The organism is Clavibacter sp. MX14-G9D, from assembly GCF_032917815.1.
GTDB lineage: Bacteria > Actinomycetota > Actinomycetes > Actinomycetales > Microbacteriaceae > Clavibacter > Clavibacter michiganensis_K.
Map to the genome: position 1 here is coordinate 1 of NZ_JAVCVL010000251.1, position 3589 is coordinate 3589.

Sequence of the window (3589 nt, forward strand, 5' to 3'; positions counted from 1 at the left end):
GCGCGCCGTCGCGCTCCTCGGCGCGCGCATCCCCGCGGCGGCGCGGCTCCTCGCGGCGCAGGACCGCGTGCGCGCGACCCTGGAGAGCCTGCCGCCGACCCTCTGCCACCACGACGCGACGGGCGCGAACGTGTTCCGCGACGCGGACGGGATCGTGCTCATCGACTGGGAGTCCGTCGGCCCGGGGCCGGTGGGCGCGGACCTCGCGTCGCTGCTGTGCTCGTCGGTCCGGCGGGGCGACGCCACCGCGGCCGACGTGGCGACGGTGCTCGACGACGCCGTCGAGCGGCACGCCGCGGGGATCCGCTCGACCGGCCGGCTCGTGCCGACGGAGGTCGTGCGGCGCGGGCTCGACGCCGCCCTCGCCCTCCGCTGGAAGCTCGCGGCCGACCTCGTCGCGTCCCTCGACGCCGGATCCGCGCCGCGGCGCGGCAGCCTCCCGGACGAGCCGCCGGAGGACGCCGTCGCCGAGCTCGTCGCCCTGCTCGACCTGGTGCTCGACGCAGGCGGGCGCGTGCTCGGCTGACGCGACGGGTCGGGGTCCGCCGGGTCGGCGTCCCCGACGGCGGTCGACCCGCTCGACGGCGACGGAGCCCTCGACGGGCCGTGCGTCCCCGGCCCCTTCCCCGACCGCTCCGGGGTCCTCCACAGGACCGCCCGCGAGGATGGTTCTCATGTCGAACCTCAGCCGCCTGCTCGGCGCCGCCGCACGAGCGCTCCGCGACTCCTCCTCGTCCTCCTCCGGCCCGGACCGGAGCCAGGGATCCGGCTCCGGGAACGGGAACGGCTCCGGCACCGACTGGCGCAGCGTCGTCCGCTCGGCCGCCGGGAAGCTCACGGGCGACGAGCCGGACCGCCGCGACCCGGGCACCGGGACCGCGCACGGCCGGGGCCCGTCGTACGGCGCACGCCCGGCGTCGCAGCCCGGGGACGGCCGTATCGAGTACGGCCAGCCCGACTACGGGCAGTCCGACCACGGGCAGCCGCGTCAGGATCCGGCCGCCGCCGGCCGCCGCGGGCAGAACGCGGCGCAGCCCGCCTCCGAGGCCGACCGCGTCGCCCTCGGCAAGTACGACTACCTCCTGCGCACCGCCTCCCCGGAGCAGCTCGAGCAGGTGCATCGCGACGCCTTCGCGCGCCTCACGCCGGCGCAGCGCGAGCTCGTCCAGGCGCGCCTCACCGAGGAGCTGCCCGCGCACGAGCGCCCGCGCAGCGGCAGCGTCGACGACCTCGCCCTCGCGGCCACGCGCGGCCAGACCAGCCGCCCCGGCCTCATGCAGAAGGTGCTCGGCGGTCACGGATCGTCGGGTCGCGGCGGCCGGGCCAGCACGTTCGCGGCGGGGGCCGCCGCGGGTGCCGGCGTCGCCGCGCTCGGCGGCGTCGCGCTGGCCGTCGCCTCCGGTGCCGTGATCAGCTCCGTGGCCGGCCCGCTCCTGTCCGGCGCGATGGCCGACGGCGTCGACTTCGCGGGACTCACCGAGGGCTTCGGCCTCGAGGGCTTCGAGGGCCTCGGCGACCTCGGCGGGCTGACCGAGGGCGTCGACGGCATCGCGCAGAGCGGCGGCGACTACCTCACCGGCCTCGGCGACCAGGTGTCCGGCCTCGGCGAGGGCTTCCAGATCCCGGGCCTCAGCGACTTCTTCGAGCGCTGATCCCCGCTCGGCCCCAGCGCGACCGACGCAGGCCGACGATGCGGAGCAGCGAACCCACCCGCCGGTCCATCGCGAGCGGGTCCGCCGTCCGGTGCGGCTAGCGCGTCCGCGCCGCGCGGCCGCGCCACAGCAGCCACACGAAGTACGGGGTGCCGACCAGGGCGGTCACGAGGCCCGCGCCCAGCTGGCCGGGGGCGATGAGGGTGCGGCCGAGCATGTCGGCGAGCGTCACGAGGGCGGCACCCAGCAGGATCGCGACGGGCAGCACGCGCGCGTGCCGTGAGCCGACGAGCGCGCGGGCCGCATGCGGGGCCACCAGGCCGACGAAGCCGATCACGCCCACCGCCGCCACGGCCGTGGCCGTCAGCACGACCGCGACCGACAGCGCCAGGAGGCGCGAGCGGCCGAGCCCGACGCCGAGGAGGCGCGGGGTGTCGTCGTCGAGGGCCACCAGGTCGAGCATCCGGTGCCGCGGGGCCGCGACGAGCACGGCGAGCACGAGCGCGACGAGCACCGGCAGGGCGTCGTCGAGGCCGCGGCCGTAGGTGGACCCGGAGAGCCAGGTGAGCGCCTTCGCGCCGTTGAAGGGGTCGGTGAGCACGATGATCATGCTGATCGCCGCGGCCGTGCCCGCCGAGACGCCGACGCCGATGAGCACGAGGCGGTTCTGCGGGAACCCGCCGCGCGCCGCCAGCCCGAACACGACGACGGCCGCCGCGAGCGCCCCGAGACCCGCCGCGCCCGCGATGCCCCAGCCGGACGCGAGCGGCGCCGTCGTGACGAACAGCACCGCGCCGAGGCCCGCGCCGCCGGAGACGCCGAGGATCGCGGGATCCGCCAGCGGGTTCCGGGTCACGGCCTGCACGAGCACGCCGGCCAGGGCGAGCGCGGCACCCGCCAGCACGGCCGCGAGCACGCGCGGCACGCGGGTCTCGAGCACGTAGCCGACCACCGGACCGGCCGTGCCGCGGATCCCGTTCGCGAGGTCGCCGAGGAGGAGCTTCGCGTCGCCGAGGAGCACCGACGCGACCAGGAGGCCGACGAGCGCTACCGCGAGCGTGCCGACGACGAGGGCGGCGCGCCGGCGGGTGATCACGCCGTGGCGCTCCGTGGGCGCGGGCGTCGCGCTGTCGCGGGCGCGCACGGCGAGCACCACGAGCACGCCCGCGCCGAGGAGCGAGGTGACGAGTCCCGTCGGCACCGCGACGGACGCCTCGGCGCCGAGCACCGCGCGCACCAGCACGTCGGCGAGGAGCACGACGGCCGCGCCCATGAGTCCCGCGAGGGGCACGAACACCCACGCGCGACGGACCCCGGGCACGAGCCGGCGGAGCGGCCGCACGAACGCGGGCGCGCACAGGCCGACGAAGCCGATCGGGCCGGCGACCGTCACGGCCGCGGCGGCGAGGAGGACCGAGGCGAGCACGGCGAGCACGCGGGTGGTGCGCACGTCGACGCCGAGGCTGCGGGCGGCGTCGTCGCCGAGCCCGAGCGCGTCGAGGCGGCGGGTGAGGAGGAGCAGGACCCCGAGCGCGACGAGCACCACGGGCGCCATCTGCGCGACCGCGTCGAAGCCGTTCTGGCCGACGCCGCCCTGACCCCAGCGGTAGAGGCCGGAGGTGCGCTGCGGGAAGAGGAGGAGGAGCGCCGAGGTGACGGATCCGAGGCCCAGCGCGAGCGCGCTGCCCGCGAGGACGAGGCGCACGGTGCCGGATCCGAGGCCCGAGACGGCGAGCACGACCGCCGCCGCGAGGAGCCCGCCGACGAACGCGACGCCCGCGCCGGCGAGGACCGGGAGCGTCAGCCCGGTGACCGCCGCGACCGCGAGGGCCGCGTAGGCGCCCGCGTTGACGGCGAGGGTGTCGGGCGACGCGAGGACGTTGCGGCTCACCGTCTGGAGCGCGGCGCCGGCCGCGCCGAGGGCGAGGCCGACGAGG

At 78.0% G+C, this 3589-nt stretch carries 3 protein-coding genes; 2 read left to right on the forward strand and 1 reads right to left on the reverse strand.

Annotated elements, in window-relative coordinates; translation table 11 throughout:
- Nucleotides 1-526, forward strand: a 526-nt coding sequence (locus Q6969_RS14110; protein WP_317231004.1) for a phosphotransferase, incomplete at its 5' end; no start/stop codon positions are given.
- A gap of 148 nt (nt 527-674) precedes the next feature.
- Complete coding sequence (locus Q6969_RS14115) at nt 675-1652, forward strand: cation-transporting ATPase (protein WP_317231005.1); 978 nt, start codon at nt 675-677, stop codon at nt 1650-1652.
- A 97-nt stretch (nt 1653-1749) separates the two neighbouring features.
- Here Q6969_RS14115 and Q6969_RS14120 read toward each other — a convergent pair.
- A partial coding sequence (locus Q6969_RS14120; protein ID WP_317231006.1) for an iron ABC transporter permease occupies nt 1750-3589 on the reverse strand: 1840 nt, incomplete at its 5' end.

Bases quoted from the DNA above. Each gene is read 5' to 3' on its own strand.
- Q6969_RS14115 (WP_317231005.1), top strand. From the start codon at position 675: ATGTCGAACCTCAGCCGCCTGCTCGGCGCCGCCGCACGAGCGCTCCGC.